This is a genomic window from Mesorhizobium sp. WSM1497, from assembly GCF_001672455.2.
Taxonomy (GTDB): domain Bacteria; phylum Pseudomonadota; class Alphaproteobacteria; order Rhizobiales; family Rhizobiaceae; genus Mesorhizobium; species Mesorhizobium ciceri.
On sequence record NZ_CP021070.1, the window covers coordinates 4,437,732 to 4,455,176 of the forward strand.

A 17,445-nucleotide genomic window follows, 5' to 3' on the forward strand; every position below is an offset into this window, starting at 1 on the left:
GATAGCCATCGGAGGAGCAACCACCGCATCATGGCTGCGCTCCACCATGCGGCAATGCAATCCCTGACTGCGACACCCCGTCCTGCGGTTGCATTGGCTGGACTTGCTTCGCCTCGCCCTGCCCCGCTTGGCCTTGGCACCGCGCCGCCTGCGGCGCGCGGGGCACGTTTTCGCCGAGAAAAGCGCATTCCCCAACCCGAGCAGGCAGTTGCCGCGACCAGTCCGGCAGGCCGTTCCTGGCCACCAGTTCCATCGCATCTCCGATGGGAATGCGGGCGATGCCGGCGGCGCGGTCGACCCAGCCGAGCTTGGCCAGTTCCTTGTCCTCGCGATCACGGAAGGCGGCGAGGTCGATCGCCGGGAAGCGTTGCATGGCCGGCGTCGCCTCATTGCCCTGCCAGGCCGCGCCGGGCAGAGGCCAATAAGCATTGGTGTCGAAGATCAGCCTGAGCACGACCACGGTGAGGACCAGGAATAGCACCAGCCCGCCACCGAACAGCAGCAGCGCGCGCGACGCTACGTCCCGCGTTTCGGGATAACGAGGTTCGTCAGCCATTGGCGAACCTCCCGCGCGCCAGCCGCTCGCGCCAGGCGGCGATGCGCTCCGGCTCCCGAAGCGCGAACACGAAGAGCGCCGTCCACAGCCCGCCGGCACCGGCGAGCGCCGCCAGATCCGGCCAGCTCAGACCAAAGCCTGCGAATGCCGGCCTGACGCGCCACAGCACATCGGCAAGATGTCCGGCGAGCGTGATGGCGGCAAGCCAGACGATGCCAGCATGGCTGCGCTTCAGGTCGCGGCTGAGGAAGCCCGCGAAAGGCAGCACGAACTGCAAGGCAATCAGCAGCCACAGCACGAATTGCCAGCCGTTCCGCGTGCGCATTATGTACCAGTGGATTTCGACGGGCAAGTCGCCGCCCCAGATGATCAGCCACTGCATGAAGGCGAGGTAGGCCCAGGTCAGCATCAGGCCGAACAGCATATTGGCGACGTCTTCGCTCAGCGCCACGCGCTCCGCGCCACCGGGCATGGTCTCGATCGAACGTCGCGCGGCTAGCACCAGCACGGCCACCGCATAGGCCCCGATCGTCTCGGCTGAGGCTTCCAGCATTCCGTAGATGGTCGAATAGAAGTTAGGCTCGAGCGACAGCATCCAGTCTGTGGAAAAGACGCTAACGGCAAAGCCGTGAACCACCAGCCCGGCGGCGCAGCCCATGCTTCTCGCCCGGCGCTGCTGGGCAGTCTTGACGGGAACGGTCGCGGTCGGGCCCAGCAGGAACCAGGCCAGCACGAACCAGACGATGACGCACACTGCAAAGCGGACGAGGAAGAAGGGCACATTCAGATAGGCGAGCTTGTGGCGCGCCGTCTCGGTTAGAGCGGCAGGATCGGCAGCCCAGGGGAAGACGAAGTCGGGTCGGACCAGCACGGGAAGAAGTAGTACGAGCGCCAGCGGCAGGGTCGCGACCATGGCTCTCAGCGGCGGTAGTGCGGCATCGCCCCAGCGGCCGCCGGTCAGGCCGTGGATCATCATGATCGTCATGGCGCCGAGCGACAGGCCGAGCAGGAAAAGGGCCATCGTGACCCATCCACAAATCGTCGCTTGCGCGCCAAGAAGCAGCCCGAGTATACACAGCAGCAGCCCGACGGCAGCTACGGCAAGCATCCAGCGGAAAGGCCGGTCGATCCTGTCGAGGCCGATCTTCATTGCGTCGCCTCCGCGTTGAGTTTGGTGCGGAGCGGCTCTGGCAAATCGGCCGCGGCGGCGCGACGGGAAAGCTGCAACGCGCGGATGTAGGCGACGATCGCCCAGCGGTCGGCCGGGGGAACGCGCGCGGCATAGGAATACATGGCGCCGTAGCCGTTGGTGATGACATCGTAGAAATGACGGTCGGGCGCGCGGCGCAGCGCCTCCTGATGATAGGTCGGCGGGGCCGGAAAGCCGCGCTGAACGATCATGCCGTGGCCGTCGCCGGTGCGGCCGTGACAGGGCGAACAGAAGATATCGAAGCGCTCTCGACCACGGTTCAGCAGCGCCATGGTGACCGGTTGCGGGATGGCATCCGGCACCGGTGCAAGCTCGGCGTTGCGCGCCACCGTGCCCGACACCGGCATGCGCGCCGAGGCGCCGTCGGCGAACTGGCTGCTCGCCTCCAGCGGCTCGTAATGCGGCTGGTCGGCCATCTGCTGCTGGCACCCGGCAAGCGCCGGCGCGGCCGCGAGCGCGAGGGCGAACGCCGGCCTCACGCCTCCACCTCCTCGACCGTTTCGGCGCCCAGTCTGGTCAATTGCCCCTTGACGACGGCTTTGCGGAATCTCGGGTCGGCCGCCTCGACCAGCAGGTAGAACTTGCCGCCCTGCGCATAGGTGAAGCTCCGCGCATTGAAGACAGGGTGGTAATATTGCGGCAGCCGGTTGGCGGCGAGCACACCGATGAAGCCGGCCGTCGCCGCACCGAGAATGCCGGCCTCGAAGGCGATGACGACGAAGGGCGGCCAGGAATGCAGCGGCCGTCCGCCGACATTGACCGGGTAGTCGATCTCTACCGAATACAGGATCAGTCCGTAAGCAAACAGCGCGGCGAGGATGCCGCCGGCCAGCACCACCCAGGGCAGGCGCGTTTTCCTCATGCCGAGTACCTCCTCGGCCAGCCCCTTCACCGCATAGGGCGAGAAGGCATCCATGCGGCTGTAGCCGCGATCGCGCATGTCGTGGGCAGCAGCCGTCAGGGCGTCGGCATCGGCGAAGGTAGCGATGACGCCGTAGAGGCTCATTGCCCCCTGCCCTCCTGCGCCAATTCCTCGACCTCGAAGATGGTGATCGCTGGCAGGATGCGGACGAACAAGAAAACCAGCGCGAAGAAGGTTCCGATAGAGCCGAACAATATGCCGAAATCCAGCCAGGTCAGCGACTGCTCGCCCCAGGAGGACGGCAGGAAATCGCGGCTCGGGCCGCTGACGACGATGACGTAGCGTTCGATCCACATGCCGAGATTGATGATGAGCGCTATCGCGAACAGCGCCGGCATATTGAGCCGCACGCGGCGGAACCAGAGAAGTTGCAACACGCCGCAATTGCAGGCGAGCATCACCCAGAAGAACGGTGCGTAGGGGCCGAAGGCGCGCTCGGCCATCATGGTTCGCTCGTAAGCCTCGCCAGAGTACCAGGCGAAAAAGGCCTCCGTAACATAGCCGTACAACACGACCATGCCGGACGCGAGCATCAGTCTGCCGGCATTGTCCATGTGCCTCGGCGTAATCAGGTCCTGGACCGAGAAGGCCCAGCGCAGCGGGATCGCGATGGTGAGCACCATGGCGAAGCCGGAATAGAGCGCGCCGGCTACGAAATAGGGCGGGAAGATCGTCGAATGGTAACCGGGCAGAATGGCGAAGGTGAAGTCGAGCGACACGATCGAATGCACCGACACCACCAGCGGCGTCGCAAGCGCCGCCATCAAATAGTAAACCTGCTCGTAGCGCGCCCAATGGAAGGCAGAACCGCGCCAGCCCATTGCCAGAAGTCCATAGAAGATCTGCGCGCTGCGCGATTTCGCCCGGTCGCGCAGCACAGCAAGGTCGGGCAGCAGGCCCATATACCAGAACAGCAGCGACACGGTGGCGTAGGTGGCGATCGCCGCGAAATCCCAAACCAGGGGGCTGCGCCATTGCGGCCAGTGCATATGCGTGTTGGGCAGCGGCAAGAGCCAGTAGAAGAACCACGGCCGGCCGAGATGCAGGATGGGGTAGAGTCCGGCCATCGCCACGGCGAACAGCGTCATCGCCTCGGCAAAGCGGTTGATCGAGGCGCGCCAGGGCTGGCGCAGCAGGAGGAGCACGGCCGAGATAAGTGTGCCAGCATGGCCGATTCCGATCCACCAGACGAAGTTGGAGATCATCGTGCCCCAGGCGACTGGGATGCTGAGCCCAATGTCGCCGATGCCGACTACAACCAAGTAAGTGACCGAGTAGAAGAAGACCAGCACCAGCAAGAAACAAAGGAAAAATGCCGCCCAGAAATAGCGCGGCAACTGCCCATCGAGCACGACGGAGGCGATGCGGCCACTGATTTCGGGAAAATCGTGCCGGCCGGCCAGCACCGGCGGGCGCCGCGGCATTTTTTTCGTGCGGGCGGGAGTGGCCGCTTCAGCCATTGCCCGGCTCCGGTTCGGAAGCGCCGGCGAGGTGGGGATTCGGATTGCTGATCCGGCCCAGATACGTGGTGCGCGGACGCGTGTTCAGGTCTTCCAGAAGCCCGTAGCTCTGCGGCGCCGCCTTCTCCCGCGAAACTTCGGAGTCGGTGAGATTGCGGTCGCCGAAGATGATTGCTCTCGTCGGGCAGGCCTGCTGGCAGGCGGTCACCACCTCACCGTCCCGTATCGGGCGGTTCTCGATCTGCGCGTGGATGCGCTTTTCGCTGATGCGCTGTACACAGTAGGTGCATTTTTCCATGACGCCGCGCGAGCGTACACTAACGTCGGGATTGCGCGCCGCCTGCTCGGGGCCGGCCTCCCCCTTGTCGAACTCGCGATAGTCAAGGAAATTGAAGCGGCGCACCTTGTAGGGGCAATTCTGCGAGCAATAACGCGTGCCGATGCAGCGGTTGTAGACCTGCGCGTTCAGCCCATCATGGGTGTGCACGGTGGCATTGACTGGACAGACGACCTCGCACGGCGCCTTCTCGCAATGCATGCACGGCACCGGCTGGAAATAGGTATCCGGCGCCTCCGGCTCCCCTGCATAGTAGCGGTCGATGCGCAGCCAGTGCATTTCGTGGCCACGAGCGACCTCGTCCGGCCCGACCGTGGCTATGTTGTTCTCGGCTTGGCAGGCTGCGACGCAAGCCATGCAGCCGACGCAGGCCGAAAGGTCGATCGACATGGCCCAGGCTTCTTCGTGGTAAGTCCAGTCCGGATAAATGGACTCGGCCGGCGCCGGCGGCACGCCGTCGCGCACGAAATCCGGATTTCTGGCGAATTCCGCCAGCGAGGCGTGGCGCACGATCGGCCTGCCCTCCATCGCATGGTGATGCTGGGTGGTGACGACAGGCTGCGTTTCGTCGCGCGGCGAGAGCGCGACGCCGTCAGCGAACCAAGGCGCGTCGGCGGTCCTGAAAAGGAAAGCGTCGTATCCCGCCGCCAGCGGCGCCACCGCACCGGGCGCCTTGCGGCCGAAACCGAAGGAGAGCGTCACCGTGTCGTCCGGATGGCCGGGCACGATCCAGGCCGGCGCATCGAGGCTGAGGCCGTTGCGGTCGAGGTTCACCGTGCGGCCGTTCTCAAGCTTCAGGCGCGCGGCCGTCCCCGGCGAGACCAGAGCCGCATTGCCCCAGACGACCTTCGTCAGCGGGCGCGGCAGTTCCTGCAGCATGGCCGAATTGGCGTAGCGGCCGTCGCGTAGGAAGGGATCGGCCGTGAACCTTATTTCCACCTCCTTGGCTGGCGCGGCGCGCGGCCGCAGTCCGGCGAGGTCGGCCGGCGGCTGGACTGCGACGGGAACGGCAGCGGTGCCCGCGACAACGCCGTCGCGCAAAGCCTTGCGCCAGGCGGTATCGTCCAAGCTTTGCGCCCAATTTCGGCGCACCAGCATCAGCGCGTCGGCATCGAACGTGCCGGCAAGGGCCGCCAGGATTTCGTGCACCGTCCGCCCACCAAACAGCGGTAGGATGAGCGGCTGCACGATCGAGGCGGAGCCGTCGAAGGCGCGCAGGTCGCTCCAGCTTTCAAGATCGTGTGCGGCCGGCACATGCCATTGCGCCAGGAGCGCCGTCTCGTCGCGGTAGAGGCCAAAATGGACAAGCAGTTTCAGCGATCCGAACGTCTTCTTCGCATCGAGGCCGGCAGGCGCGGTGTGTACCGGGTTCGCGCCAAGCGCGACGACCGTGTCGATTGCGGCATCCGAGATCGCCTCGCCGAGATCGGATAGGTCGCCATCGACAGGGACCGCATGCGGCGGTTCGATGAGGTCAATCGTGTTGCCGAAGGCGCCGAGCCGGCCGTTGATGGCCAGCGCCACCGCGTGGACGAACGCGGTCTGCTGCGATCCGGGCAAGACCAAGCCGTTGCGGCCGGCGCCCTTCAGATCGTCGACAACGGCGGCAATCCATTGCCGGTCGGCTGCGGCCGCATCACCCGCACCGCCCAGCACGGCATTCAGTCCAGCCGCGATTGCCTCCACCTCGCTTGGTCTTGCCGCCCTGCGGTGGTCGGCGGCCGCGCCGGTGATGGTCGGCGTCGACTCCACCGCATAGAGCCGGTTCATCGCGTCGCCCGGCTTACGCACGCGCCTTCGCGCCGCGAACTGCTTCGAATAGGCGAGCGCACCCGGCCCTTCGCCGAGGAAATCCGCGTCCAGCGAGCAGATCACCTGGGTGCGGTCGAAGCGGTAGAGTGGCGTCAATGCCCGGCCGAACAGCTTCGTCGCGGCCTCCTCGTCGGCCGTCGCGGCAAGCGGATCGTGGCGATAGATGCGAAGTTTCGGATATTGCTTGCGAAGCGCGTCGATCTGCGCCTTCATCGTCGGCGAAGTGCCGGTCTCGATGAGCAGCGCCGCGCCTTTCCCACCCGAAGCCGTCCAGTCAGAGGTGAGCTTGGCCATATCCGCCAGGAAATCGCTGTAGGGCGCCGGCTCGCCATTCTTCAGCGGGGTACGCGAGCGGTCCGGATCGAACAGGGCCAGCACTTGAGCCTGCATGACGGCATCCGTGGCGCCGAGCGAGGCGGGGTGATCGGTGTTGCCTTCCACCTTGGTCGGCCGGCCTTCGTGGCTCTCGACGACGGCGCCGATGCCGTAGCCGCCGCTGCAAAGCGTCGTCGCATAGTAAAGTGGCCGGCCGGGAATGACGTTCTCCGGCTGGCGCACATACGGCACGATGTCCTCAGCCCGGCCGCAGGCGGTCAAGCCTGCCAGCGAGAGCGAGGCGCCAGCGAGCTTCAAAAGCGTGCGACGGTCGAGATTCTGCGGCAGGCGCTCGGCGATGGAAGGGAATTCGGCTTCGATGAAGCGGCCGAGATCCGGCGTACCGGCCATTTCGTCCAAGCTGCGCCAGAGATCGCCGGCGGCCGATGAACGGCGCGAACCGGCAGCGCCTGCGGGTGCATCCTTGTCAGCGGTGGCAGACATAGCAGTCGGTCATGGTCTCGGGATGGACGTCAAGCAGCTTGACGAGCGACCGTCGGATTCTTGCGATGTCGTCCGGCGGGTTCCAGTGCATCAGGAAAGCGTCCTGCGGCGGCCGCAGATTGGGCTCGGGATCACGGTGGCAGGCAAGGCACCATTCCATGCTCAGCGGCTCGGCCCGCGCCGTCAACGGCATTTCGTCGACCGCGCCGTGGCAGGTCTCGCAGGCGACGCCCTTGTTCACGTGGATGGAATGATTGAAGTAAACGAAGTCCGGGACCGAATTGACCCTCTGCCAATGCAGCGGCTGGCTCCTGGCAAGGCTGGTGCGTATCGGCGCTAGCATGGCGGCATTGGTGTAGAGCTGCGAATGACAGGTCATGCAGATTTCGGTCGCCGGCAGCCCGGCTGAATTGGACGTCTCAACGCCGTTATGGCAATAGCGGCAATCGATGCCGAGCTGGCCGACATGGTGCTTGTGGCTGAAAGGGACCGGCTGTGCCGCTGCCTCGCCAACGCCGGTCAAAAAGCTCGAGCGCAGCAGCGCCGTGCCGGCGGTCGCAACCAGAAGCATGGTGCACACCCCGCCCCACAGCACGAACCGGGTGATGCCATTGGCGCTCCTTGCAAAGATTTGCGGCATCCCCTCGCCCAGAATGATTTGAACTTGGACCGACGTGATGGCGCCCAACTGAGAGGCCCCGCGGAAGTTCCGGAGCCGGTAGATTGCTCACGGGAAGGTGATCAAAATAACTCGTATTCCGACATTTCGCGCGAAAGCGATCGCCGGTTAAGGCGTTTGGAATCCGTCACGGTTCGTTACCAGCTGGAAGAAAGATATGGCTGTTGTAGCGCACGGGTTGCTGCCGGGCGATCTGCCTCGCAAGCCTCACGAACCGCCGTTTTTCATGCGGTTTCCGATCCAACTTCTTGTGCTTGCCTGCCTCCTGGTTGGGACCGTTCCCGGCCTGACCATCGGACCGTTCCTCCACACCGCCGTCACCTCCGTCCTGGGACCCGCGACGCCACAGTACAGTCTGGCTATCTGGCACGGGTTCACAATTCCTCTGTTCATGAGCGTGTTGGCCCTTGCCGGTGGCGCAATCCTCTATCTGCTGCTGAAGGACTATCTGGCGCGCTGCGAGGACGGCCTTCCCTACTTCCGCCGTCTCAGGGGCCAGCGCGTCTTCGAGCGCGTGTTGGTGGCGGTCTCATGGAGAGGTGCCCGCTTCATCGTAAGCGTCGCCATGGACCAGGATCATGACCATCGCCCTTCTATCAGCAGGAACACCTCGCGCGCCCGCTCGCGGGCACGTCAGCTTCGGCGAGCAGGTCGCCAAGTGCTTCTCCATCAGCGCCTTGTGCTGACGCGCCATCGAACGCGCGGGATGCCCCGAGAGATGGGCAAGCTCGATTGCCAGCCGCGTAATCCCGACCCCGCCTAAGGTGGCTTGGACGACCATGTGGCCAGTCCACCGAAGAGCTTGTCGACCAGTTGCTCCGCACCTCCTGACAGGTCGATGCCGTCCTTGCTGTGGTAGTAGAGGGTCTTCTTGGTGATGCCAGCGGTGCTTGCGGTCTCGTCCATGCCGACGCGAAAGAATCCCCGGCGGCGAAAGGGCTTGAAAGCCACCTGCAATATCGCTGGCCTGGTCTGGTCGGAGGATCGGCGCACGGAGCTAACGCCGATGAATGTATACTCGATAATGAGTTCATATCCGTGCGGTCTCGACATTCAATGGACCAGCGATTGTCTAATATTCGTTGGGAGCCGAGAATGGACAGGCTGATCACCGCAGTGCCCGATCTCCAACAATTCACGGAAGCCACAACCCTGGGCGACCGGACCAAGGCTTCACCGGCGCCTGCGCTCCTGACCTGCATGAGGACCTCTGTCAGGTGACCCGCCGCCGCGTTCCGCGAGCCTTTTTCGACTGTGTCGAGGCCGGCGCCTATTCCGGACAGACGCTGCGCGCCAACAGCGCCCGATCTGGAGCGCCTGACGTTTCGCCAGCGTTTGCTGGTCGACGTCTCGCGACGGGACACTGGAACAACTATCCTCGGCTAAAAGGCATCGCTACCAATAGCATCGGCACCGATCGGCATTGGCGGGATGCAGTGGGAGATTCTCGCTTGCCGCGCCGCACAGGCTGCCGGTGTCCCCTACACGCTCGGAACGATGGCGATCTGCTCGATCGAGGACGTTGCAGAGGCCGTCGATAAGCCGTTCTGGTTCCAGCTCTATGTGATGAAGGACCGCGGCTTCGTGCGTTCGCTCGTCGAGCGCGCAGCGGCTGCCCGCTGCAGCGCGTTGGTGCTCACGGTCGACCTGCAGGTGCTGGGACAGCGCCGCGCCGACATCAAGAACGGGCTCTCGGTTCCGCCGTCTCTGACCGTGCGCAATCTTCTCGACATAGCGACCAAACCCGGTTGGGCCTGGCGAATGCTCACCGCCAAGCGCTAAACGTTCGGCAATCTCGCCGGCCATGTGAAAGGCGAGCAAGGCGTCGAGGAACTGGGGGACTGGGTATCGCATCAATTCGATTCCACGCTCAACTGGCAAAACGCGAGTGGATCGGGAGCATCTGGCCCGGCAAGCTCATCCTCAAGGGCATTCTCGACGTGGACGATTCACGTACTGGCAGCAAGGCGGGTGGGACCGCGATCGTGGTGTCCAATCATGGCGGCCGGCAGTTGGATGGCGCGCCCTCAACGATCTCGAAGCTACCGAAAATCGTTGAAGCGGTAGGCTCCGAAACGGAAGTGCTGTTCGACGGCGGCGTGCGGTCCGGCCAGGCGTCTGGGGCCGGCGGAGAGTCCGGTGGCGACCGCCATCGAGATCCCTCGCAAGGAACCGTCCGTCACCATGGCGCAGACCGGCACACGACGTATCGATGAAGTCGACGAGCGGGTGCTGGATTAGCGAAGCTTGGCCGGATGGCGGCCGTCGCGGTGGTATCGGCCGCCGCCCCTCACGTCGCGACGACTGCCACTGTGTGGCACCGAGGAGAAGGCGGCCCCGGCCAGCCGAAGGATTGCGCACAATTTCGGGCCTACGCCCTGTGCGGCTGCTTGCCGCCCATGCCGTGGGGCGACTCGGCTGCCTCGGCACAACGTTTCTGGCAGGCGACGTCGTCCGCCATAAAGCGGTCGAGAGCGGCGCGGAATTCTTAGTCGCGTCTGCGCCTCGTACCAGTTTCTCCGCTAGGGATGGATGAGGTCGGCCGCGCGCTCGCCAATCATAATTGCCGTCGCGTTGGTGTTGCCGGCGATATGACGCGGGAAGATCGAGGCATCCGCGACCCAGAGCCCTTCGGTGCCCCGTACGCGAAGCTGCGGGTCGACGACTGCGCTTTCGTCTGGTCCCATCCGGCAAGTGCCCACCGGATGCAGGAACGGCACCGTGGCCTTGCGCGCATAGGCTTCGTCCGCCGCAGGCCCCGCGCCTTCAGCCGGCACGTCGATGAGTTCGCGCACATGGCTGCCGAACGGGGGCGTCGAGGCTAGCTTCCGTATCCAATCCAAGCCGCGCAGCACACAGGCAATATCGTGTGGATGGTCGAGCAAGCGCGGATAGATTGCCACCGACTGTCGCGGGTCGCTGGAACGAAGCTCGAGGTAGCCGGTGCTTTTGGGATAGTTGACGTTGGCCAGGATGGTAACAAGGTTGCGCGTCGGCACGTGCAAACGGCCGTTGTCGTTGAAATATCCGAAGGGGAAGAGATGAAACTGGAGGTCCGGCATTTCCCTGTCCGGCGTGGATTTCAGGAAGGCGAGCACCTGGGCGGTGGGCACGCTCAACACGCCGTTTCGCGAAAGGATCCATTCGGCGAACGCTTTTGCCCGTCCGATCGGCGATGCAAAGGCATTCCCCGTCTTGACGTCCATCTCCGCACGGACATAGAGGCCCGGATGTTCCATCAGGTTGCGGCCGACCTCGGGCCTTGCGACCCGCACGCCAATCCCATGGCGGACCAGTTGGTCCGGATCGCCGATGCCCGAGAGCATCAGTATCTGCGGCGAGTTGATGGATCCGGCCGACAAGACTACGCCGCGCCGTGCCTTGGCTTGCATCTTCTGGCTGCCGCGCAGGATGTCGACGCCGATAGCCCGATTGCCTTCCAGCACGATGCGCTCAACCAACGCATCGTCCATGAATGTGAGCTTGGCGTCACCGAGGCGAGGCACGATGAACGCGTCGAATGCCGAATGACGAATGCCGCCTCTGGTGGAGCCCTGATTCCAAGCGACACCCTCGTGGGACCTTCCGTTAAGGTCGGCGTTCAGGGGCACGCCAGCATTCACGAAGCTGTCGATGAATTTGGCCGATAAGGGGTGCTTCCATCGCAGGGCTGATACACGTAACGGTCCCATGCCACCGCGATAGGCGTTATCCTTATCGTTATCGGCAGTCTCCATCTTGCGGAAATATGGCAGAACCGAACTCCAGCCCCACCCCTTGTTTCCCAACGCCTCCCAAGCGTCGTAGTCGGCAGCGGCGCCGCGAATGAAGATCATGCCGTTGATGGCCGAAGATCCGCCGGGCACGCGCCCTCGCGGCCACGATTCCCGCAGGCCGTTGCGGCTGGGATCCGGCTCAGTCACATAGTTCCAGTCGTAGCGGTTGTTACCGATCGTATACATGAGCGCAGCCGGTATGCGCGTCAGGTGGAGCTTCTCGCGCTTGCCCGCTTCGAGGAGAAGGACGCTCGCACCCTTTTCGACAAGCCTGGCGGTGAGCGGTGAACCCGCACTGCCCGAACCAACGACGATATAGTCGAATTCCATGATACGCATGCCTCATCTGGATTGTGGGGCACCGCGCCGGGGTAAGGGGGCCTGGCGCGGTCTGGACTGAGCCGCTGTTACGGGCCGCTCAGATCGACCGCCGGCATCAGCCTTGGGGCCGACAAGCCGGCCTCGACGAGATGGCACGCGGCATAATCCTCGTCGCTTCGTTTCAGCAGCGCCGGATCTTCCGTTGCGCAGCGGTCAAAAGCGAACGGGCAGCGTGTGCGGAAGGTGCAGCCGGAAGGGATGTCGATGGGGTCCGGCGGCTCGCCTTCCATGAGATAGGTCGCCGCGTCGTAGGGCTTGTGCTCGATCGCCGGAACCGCACTGAGCAGTGCCCGCGTGTAGGGATGGCCGGAATCGAAGAAAGTCGCCTCGTTGCCGGCGAGTTCGGCGATGCGACCGAGATACATGACGGCCACGCGATTGCAGACGCGGCGCACCATGCTCAGATCGTGCGAGATATAGATGTAGGTCATGCCGTGGCGGGCCTGCAGGCGCTCGAAAAGGTCGAGCAGCTTGCCCTGTTCCACTTGGTCGAGTGCCGACAGCGTCTCGTCGAGGATCAGCAGTTCCGGGTCCAGCACCATGGCGCGGGCGATGTTGACGCGTTGCCGCTGGCCCGCACTGAGTCCTACCGGCAGTTTGTCCGTCAACTCGGGGCGCAACCCCACCTCGTTCATCGTGTAGGCGACCTTCTCCCCGATCTCCTTGGCGCTCATTCCGCCATGGATGCGCAGCGGTTCGGCGATCGTCCGGCCAATGGCCAAATGTGGCGGGATGGCGTTGTAGGGATCCTGCAGCAGGAGCTGGAACCGACGGCGCAGATCAAGCAGCTTCTTTCGGCCGAGATGCGCGATGTCCTGGCCCTTGAACAGGATCTGGCCGCGATTGGGTGCTTCGAGGCGGCTGAGTAGACGCGAAAGCGTCGACTTCCCGCAACCGGATTCGCCCACGATGCCGAGATTATCGCCTTTGTAGACATCGAAGGAGACGCCCCGGACGGCCTGGACGACCCGATACGCAAACAGCCTCTCACGGTCCTTGGTTGCGTAGGAACGGTAGACGTCGCGGACCGAAAGGATGATCTCGCGTGTGTCGTCCTTGGCCAAGGCCGGCGCGGCGGTGACCCGCTCGGCGTCCCAGATGCGCGGCACGCTCTTGATGAGGTTGCGCGTATAGTTGTGCTGGGGGTCGTCGATCAGTTTACGGGTCTCCTGGCACTCGACCACGCGGCCATCGGCGAGCACAAGGACGTTGTCTGCGATCTCGTTAACGACACCGAGCGCCGAGGAGACGAAGATGACCGCCGTGCGGAAATCGCGCTGGAGATCCCTCAGCAGGCGAAGAATCTGGGCGGCGACGGTCACGTCGAGCGGCTGCGTGATGTTGTCGGCGACGAGCAGGTCAGGGTTGGTGACCAGGGCATCGACGATCAGCACGCGCTGCATCATCCCGCCACTGAACTGGAAAGGAAATTCTTGGAAGCGCTGCGCTGGCGAAGGAATGCGGACCGCGTCGAGGATACGAAGCACGCGCGCCTTTGCTTCCGCCGTCGAAATGCCTGGCTCGACGGCGCGCAGCTTCTCGATGATCTGTTGTCCGACCGGGATGGTCGGATCGAGCGCGCTGCCGGGGTCGGAGCCAATATAGGCCACCTTGCGCCCTCGCAGTCTCTGCATCTCGGCGGGCGCGAGATCGAACAGGTTGCGGCCATGGTAGGCAATCGTCCCACCGGTCACGACCAGCGGCGGACTTATCCAGTTGACGAGTGCGCGCGACAGGACTGTCTTACCCGAGCCGCTTTCACCGATGATGCCGAGGACCTCGTCCTGGGAAACCGAGAGGTTGACGTCCCGAAGAACAGCGCGCCTTGCGCCGCCTTGCAGCGCTAAATCGACCGACAGGCCTGAAACCTCTATAATGCTGGCACTCTCCCCGCTCATACGACACCTTGGAGTAGCTTGTTGCGGGAGCGTTCAAGGGCACCCCCCATGAGGTTGATGCTGCACAGCGATATCGCCAGCAGCAGGCCGGGAATGGTGGTGATCCACCACGCATTTAGGAGATACTTGGTGCCGTCGGCGATGATCGTCCCGAATGTAGGCGTGGGCGGTTGGATGCCGATGCCGATAAAGCCGAGGATGGCTTCGAAGATCATCATTCGCGCGACGTCGAGCACGGCGACGAACGCGATCGGCGGCAGGATGTTAGGCGCGATATGCACCAGCAATATGCGCAGGTCCGATGCGCCCAGGATTTTGGCCGCACGCACATATTCCTTGCGCCGTTCCGACATGGTGACGCTGCGCGCCACGCGGGCGTAGCCGGGCCATCCCGCGAGGATGAAGACGAGGATGACAGTCAGCGGCGTCGGCCGCGTTACGCCGAGGATGGTGATGGCCAGGATGATCACCGGAATCGACATTTGGGCATCGGTGATGCGCATTAGGATCAGATTGGTCCAGCCACCGACATAGCCGGCCAGCATCCCGACGGCCGAACCGAGCACGAACATGCCCACCACGCTCGTAATACCGATCATCAGCGCGTTCCGCAGGCCGATCAGCGAACGCGCGAGCAGGTCGCGGCCGAGCTGATCGGTGCCGATCACGTGAGGCCAGACCGAGCCTTCGGCAGGCCAGGGGGGCGAGAACTTCAGGCCGACATTGAACTTCGTCGCGGAAAGTCCGAGCAGGCCCGGCGCGGCGACCGAGAGCAGGATCACGGCGATGAAAATTACCGCCCCGACCCGGAACTCCGGCGTCTTGAAAGCCTGAAGGAAGATATTAGCGCCGAGGCTTCGGGCTTTTTGGGGAACGCTGACGTCCTCTTCGACGATGGTGTGTTCGGACATCAGTACTGGAGCCTTCTGTCGATCGTGGTCGAAGCGAAATCGACGAGGATGTTCACACCGACGAGCCCGGCGCAGGCGAAGATCGCGATCGCCTGGATGATCGGGAAATCGCGCTGGAACACCGCATTGATCATGAGCAGGCCTATCCCCGGATAGTTGAAGAGGTATTCGACGACGAACAGCGAGCCGAGGATCAGTCCGACCGCCTGAATGCCCAACACGTTCAGAAGGGGTATCCCGGAGTTACGCAGAACATGCGCCGAGATCATGCGCCGTCGCGTCAACCCGCGGATTTGGCCAACATAGACATAGGGCTCGAGGAGGTTGGAGGAGACCGAAACCGAGAGCGACCGGACGATGATCGGGATCAGTTCCACCGCCAGGACCAAGGCCGGCAGGATGGCATAGGTCCAGTTCTCGTAGCCGATTGCCGGCAGCCAGCCCGTCTTGGCCGACAACAGATAAATGAACACCAGTCCGAGCCATACATTGGGCAGCGAGACGAGGACCGAACTCAGGTAGAGCGCGAATCGGTCGGGCGCCCTGCCCGCGTTAAGGCCCGCCCAGATGCCGAGCGGAACCGCGATCGACAGTGAGATCAGGAAGGCAAGGCCCGCAAGCAGCAGGCTGTAGGGCAAAGTCGCGCCGATCAGCTCGATGACCGGCGCCCGGTTGCTGGCATCGAAGGTTGATTCGCCGCGTGAGCCTCCAGTGCTGCCGCCCTGGGCGCTGCGCACGAAGGATCGACCGAAATCGCCGCGGACGATCTGGGTCATATACCGCCCGAACTGGACGATTATCGGATCACGCAGGCCGAGCTCCTTGGCCGTCTGCTCCGCCACGGACTGCGAAACCATCGGGCCGAGCATCAGCCGCACTGGGTCGCCGGGCACCACCCGTAGCAGGGTGAAGATCAACAGGGCGATGCCCGCCACGATAATCACGCCTTGCGCGAGACGGCGAACGAAGAAGTCTATGGCGAAAAGCATTTCGGCAGGCTCACAAAGGAGCAGCGCCGCCGCATGGCGACGCTGCTGGCCAAGGGTTAGACGAGATCCGCCTTCGATAGGTCGATCGGCCCGTAGGGCAGATAGACCGCGCCTTCGAGGTTCTTGGCGGCGCCGTGGAAGGTGAGCGCAGAAAACAGGGAGAAGCTCGGGACTTTTTTGGCCATCGTCGGGAAGGTCTCCTCGGTGAGGATCTTCAGCCGCTGTTCCGGATTGGGCGCGTTGCGCTCCTTGTCCAGGACCGCGTCGATCTCGGGATCGTTGATGCCTGAAATCAGCGCCGCGCTGGAATGCCAGTTGGGCCGCAGGACGAGGTCCGGCTCAGGCGATGGCGTCATCCAGCCGACGTCGCACATATGGCCCTGGCCTTGGCCGTCGGCGCGGCGATAGATCGCCACTTCCCAGGCCGCCGGCTCGAGGACCGTCAACTGGACATTGAAGCCCTGCTCCTGGAGCATCGCGGCGATCAATTCGCCATACTCCTTGGTCTTGGGATAGAAGCCGATCGATGTGATATATTCGAGCTGCGGCAGCCCCGCCCCGTTCGGGAAGCCAGCTTCGGCAAGCAGACGCTGCGCTTCCTCGGGATTGTAGTCTGGATATCCCTTGATGTCGGTAAAGCCGAACTTCATCGGGGAGACGTAACAGCTTGACTCGAGCGCCGCTTCACCCATCAGTTCGAGAATCTGCTTGCGGTCAATCGAGTGGCATGCCGCCAGGCGGATGCGCGGATCGTCGAAGGGCGCCTTGTTGCAGCGAAAATGCAGATATTTGTTCTCGGTCGTGAGACCCTTGCGAGTGGTGACCTTCGGATTTCCTGCGAGAGATGCGTACTGTTCCGGCTCGAGACGTTCGGCGATGTGGTACTGGCCGTTCAGGAGGCCGAGAACCCGCGTGTTGGCATCCGGAACATAGGCATAGACGACCTCATCGATCTTCGGACGCCCGCCGAAGAAGTCGTCATATGCGTGAAGAATATTTTTGTCGCCGTTGGTCTCGACATACTTGAAGGCGTTCGTGCCGTTCGGACGCTTTTGCAGAATCTTCGGATCAGCAACATCCTTCGCAGAGAGGATCGGGATGACGCTTGAAATGAACCACCAAGCCGATGCCGGATAGCCGTGCTTCTCGGTGTGCAGTCGCACCGTAAGGCGATCGACGATTTCTACATCGACCTTTCCGGGGCAAAAGGAAGCGGCCGGGCGGGCCGGGTCGCAGGAGTATTCGAGCGTCGCCTTGACGTCCTCGGCGCTGAATTCCTTTCCGTCGTGAAATTTCACGCCGTCGCGCAGCTTGAATTCGAACGTGTTGGTGTCGATCAGCTTCCAGCTTTCCGCCAGCGCGGGTTCGAGCAGGTCCGCCTCGCCGTCCCGCATCGGGGCACGCGTCAACGCATTGAAGACAAACTTTTCGAAATTGCCCTGACCGAGGGTCGTGTGGGAGGTCGGATCCCAATTACCTGTGACGGGTCCCATGGACGCGAGCACGAGTGACTTCTTGCCCTGCGCATTGGCCGGCACGGCGACCTTGCCGAGCACGCCGGCCACGCCAAGCGCTCCCGCGCCAACCATAATGTCTCTACGCGTAATCATTGATCCTGTTCCCCTTTTTGACCTTCAGTTGTGCTGCAAACGGACGGTTTGTTTCGATGGCCGGTCGATGCCGCCCCAATCAGAC

At 63.5% G+C, this 17,445-nt stretch carries 13 protein-coding genes and 2 pseudogenes; 2 read left to right on the forward strand and 13 right to left on the reverse strand.

Annotation, left to right across the window (positions count from 1 at the left end; all coding sequences use genetic code 11):
- Positions 1-28: 28 nt before the first annotated feature.
- From A9K65_RS21785 to A9K65_RS21815, 7 genes are read right to left on the reverse strand one after another with little or no spacing between them, the layout of a single operon-like run.
- Positions 29-556, reverse strand: a complete 528-nt coding sequence (locus tag A9K65_RS21785) for a hypothetical protein (RefSeq protein WP_064995257.1) — start codon at positions 554-556, stop codon at positions 29-31.
- Positions 549-1,706 carry a hypothetical protein gene (locus A9K65_RS21790; RefSeq protein WP_064995256.1) on the reverse strand — a complete coding sequence of 386 codons (1,158 nt, stop codon included), beginning with the start codon at positions 1,704-1,706 and terminating at the stop codon, positions 549-551. Before A9K65_RS21790 ends, A9K65_RS21785 begins: the two co-directional genes overlap by 8 nt.
- Entirely contained in the window at positions 1,703-2,245 is a 543-nt protein-coding gene (locus A9K65_RS21795; RefSeq protein ID WP_064995255.1) for a cytochrome c, read from the reverse strand. Before A9K65_RS21795 ends, A9K65_RS21790 begins: the two co-directional genes overlap by 4 nt.
- A complete protein-coding gene (locus tag A9K65_RS21800) occupies positions 2,242-2,772 on the reverse strand; it encodes a DUF3341 domain-containing protein (protein WP_084016186.1) in 531 nt (176 codons plus the stop codon). The genes A9K65_RS21795 and A9K65_RS21800 overlap by 4 nt, the downstream gene beginning before the upstream one ends.
- Positions 2,769-4,148 carry an NrfD/PsrC family molybdoenzyme membrane anchor subunit gene (gene nrfD, locus A9K65_RS21805; protein ID WP_064995254.1) on the reverse strand — a complete coding sequence of 460 codons (1,380 nt, stop codon included), beginning with the start codon at positions 4,146-4,148 and terminating at the stop codon, positions 2,769-2,771. Before nrfD ends, A9K65_RS21800 begins: the two co-directional genes overlap by 4 nt.
- Entirely contained in the window at positions 4,141-7,116 is a 2,976-nt protein-coding gene (locus A9K65_RS21810; RefSeq protein ID WP_064995253.1) for a TAT-variant-translocated molybdopterin oxidoreductase, read from the reverse strand. The genes nrfD and A9K65_RS21810 overlap by 8 nt, the downstream gene beginning before the upstream one ends.
- Positions 7,100-7,756, reverse strand: a complete 657-nt coding sequence (locus A9K65_RS21815) for a cytochrome c3 family protein (protein ID WP_064995264.1) — start codon at positions 7,754-7,756, stop codon at positions 7,100-7,102. The genes A9K65_RS21810 and A9K65_RS21815 overlap by 17 nt, the downstream gene beginning before the upstream one ends.
- 223 nt (positions 7,757-7,979) lie before the next feature.
- Here A9K65_RS21815 and A9K65_RS36060 point away from each other — a divergent pair.
- A pseudogene (locus tag A9K65_RS36060) lies at positions 7,980-8,342 on the forward strand (monovalent cation/H+ antiporter subunit A); the annotation flags it as partial.
- Between the two features lie 212 nt (positions 8,343-8,554).
- Here the strand turns inward: A9K65_RS36060 and A9K65_RS21825 are convergent.
- Positions 8,555-8,746, reverse strand: a complete 192-nt coding sequence (locus tag A9K65_RS21825) for a TetR/AcrR family transcriptional regulator (RefSeq protein WP_157678548.1) — start codon at positions 8,744-8,746, stop codon at positions 8,555-8,557.
- A gap of 245 nt (positions 8,747-8,991) precedes the next feature.
- Between A9K65_RS21825 and A9K65_RS21830 the strand changes: the two are divergent.
- Positions 8,992-10,036: pseudogene (locus A9K65_RS21830) on the forward strand (alpha-hydroxy acid oxidase).
- Between the two features lie 281 nt (positions 10,037-10,317).
- On the opposite strand, the gene A9K65_RS21835 reads toward A9K65_RS21830, so the two are convergent.
- The 5 genes from A9K65_RS21835 to A9K65_RS21855 form a co-directional block, all read right to left on the reverse strand.
- Positions 10,318-11,901: a GMC family oxidoreductase N-terminal domain-containing protein gene (locus tag A9K65_RS21835; RefSeq protein ID WP_198327523.1), complete on the reverse strand. Its 1,584-nt coding sequence runs from the start codon at positions 11,899-11,901 to the stop codon at positions 10,318-10,320.
- Positions 11,902-11,978: 77 nt separating this feature from the next.
- Positions 11,979-13,850: an ABC transporter ATP-binding protein gene (locus A9K65_RS21840; protein ID WP_064994906.1), complete on the reverse strand. Its 1,872-nt coding sequence runs from the start codon at positions 13,848-13,850 to the stop codon at positions 11,979-11,981.
- Positions 13,847-14,761 carry an ABC transporter permease gene (locus A9K65_RS21845; RefSeq protein WP_064994905.1) on the reverse strand — a complete coding sequence of 305 codons (915 nt, stop codon included), beginning with the start codon at positions 14,759-14,761 and terminating at the stop codon, positions 13,847-13,849. The genes A9K65_RS21840 and A9K65_RS21845 overlap by 4 nt, the downstream gene beginning before the upstream one ends.
- Positions 14,761-15,750, reverse strand: coding sequence for an ABC transporter permease (locus tag A9K65_RS21850; RefSeq protein ID WP_064994904.1), 990 nt, complete (start codon positions 15,748-15,750; stop codon positions 14,761-14,763). Before A9K65_RS21850 ends, A9K65_RS21845 begins: the two co-directional genes overlap by 1 nt.
- A gap of 56 nt (positions 15,751-15,806) precedes the next feature.
- Positions 15,807-17,360 (reverse strand): ABC transporter substrate-binding protein, encoded by a 1,554-nt coding sequence (locus A9K65_RS21855; protein ID WP_064994903.1) that lies wholly within the window; start codon positions 17,358-17,360, stop codon positions 15,807-15,809.
- Between the last annotated feature and the right edge of the window lie 85 nt (positions 17,361-17,445).

Excerpts from the sequence above, each read along its gene's own strand:
- A9K65_RS21785 (WP_064995257.1), bottom strand. The coding sequence starts at position 556 with ATGGCTGACGAACCTCGTTATCCCGAAACGCGGGACGTAGCGTCGCGC.
- A9K65_RS21790 (WP_064995256.1), bottom strand. The coding sequence starts at position 1,706 with ATGAAGATCGGCCTCGACAGGATCGACCGGCCTTTCCGCTGGATGCTT.
- A9K65_RS21800 (WP_084016186.1), bottom strand. The coding sequence starts at position 2,772 with ATGAGCCTCTACGGCGTCATCGCTACCTTCGCCGATGCCGACGCCCTG.
- nrfD (WP_064995254.1), bottom strand. The coding sequence starts at position 4,148 with ATGGCTGAAGCGGCCACTCCCGCCCGCACGAAAAAAATGCCGCGGCGC.
- A9K65_RS21810 (WP_064995253.1), bottom strand. The coding sequence starts at position 7,116 with ATGTCTGCCACCGCTGACAAGGATGCACCCGCAGGCGCTGCCGGTTCG.
- A9K65_RS21815 (WP_064995264.1), bottom strand. The coding sequence starts at position 7,756 with ATGCCGCAAATCTTTGCAAGGAGCGCCAATGGCATCACCCGGTTCGTG.
- A9K65_RS21835 (WP_198327523.1), bottom strand. The coding sequence starts at position 11,901 with ATGGAATTCGACTATATCGTCGTTGGTTCGGGCAGTGCGGGTTCACCG.
- A9K65_RS21840 (WP_064994906.1), bottom strand. The coding sequence starts at position 13,850 with ATGAGCGGGGAGAGTGCCAGCATTATAGAGGTTTCAGGCCTGTCGGTC.
- A9K65_RS21845 (WP_064994905.1), bottom strand. The coding sequence starts at position 14,761 with ATGTCCGAACACACCATCGTCGAAGAGGACGTCAGCGTTCCCCAAAAA.
- A9K65_RS21850 (WP_064994904.1), bottom strand. The coding sequence starts at position 15,750 with ATGCTTTTCGCCATAGACTTCTTCGTTCGCCGTCTCGCGCAAGGCGTG.
- A9K65_RS21855 (WP_064994903.1), bottom strand. The coding sequence starts at position 17,360 with ATGATTACGCGTAGAGACATTATGGTTGGCGCGGGAGCGCTTGGCGTG.